The following is a 615-nucleotide window of genomic DNA, read 5'->3' as shown; positions in this document are numbered from 1 at the left end:
AAGATATGTGAGCCACTGGGAAGTAGTGATCATAACCAGGTACATTTTACCATTACAGTAAAATCAGAAGGGAATAATAAAAAGCGGTACAGGAGAAACTTCCACAAAGGACGATATAAGGATATGAGGAAATATTTAGCAAAGATAGACTGGGATAACACACTGAAGAACAAGACAGCAATAGAATGCTGGAATATTTTAAAGGGTGAAATTGAATGCATCATTGATAAATTTATTCCATTGAAGAAAATAGGAAGACGGTCCAGAAAGAAACATTTATCAAAAGAAGCCATTAGAAAAATAAAGTATAAACAATTAATGTGGAAATTATACAGACTTACTGGAAATGAAGACAGCTACAACAGTTACAAAGAAGCACTTAATCAAGCTACAGCAGAAATTAGAAACTCAAAGAGAAATTATGAACAGAAATTAGCATGTAACATAAAACATGACAGCAAGAGTTTTTATGCATATGTCCGGAGCAAACAGAAAGTTCAGGATAAGGTCGGTCCACTAGAGGACAGTGCTGGAAAAATAATATCAGAGGGATTTTTAATGGCAGAAAGTCTGAATGAGTATTTCAGTTCAGTTTTTACCAGGGAAGAAGTCAGC

General features: G+C 34.5%; 1 protein-coding gene. It reads left to right on the top strand.

Features of this window, described 5'->3' with window-relative positions:
- Positions 1–123 precede the first annotated feature (123 nt).
- Positions 124–615: hypothetical protein (locus tag ELQ90_RS16460; RefSeq protein ID WP_133425028.1), on the top strand; the 492-nt coding region annotated here is incomplete at its 3' end.

Source organism: Labedella phragmitis (assembly GCF_004078635.1).
GTDB lineage: Bacteria > Actinomycetota > Actinomycetes > Actinomycetales > Microbacteriaceae > Labedella > Labedella phragmitis.
The sequence above is the reverse complement of the archived record's forward strand: the minus strand, read 5'-3'. Positions and strand labels throughout refer to the sequence as shown.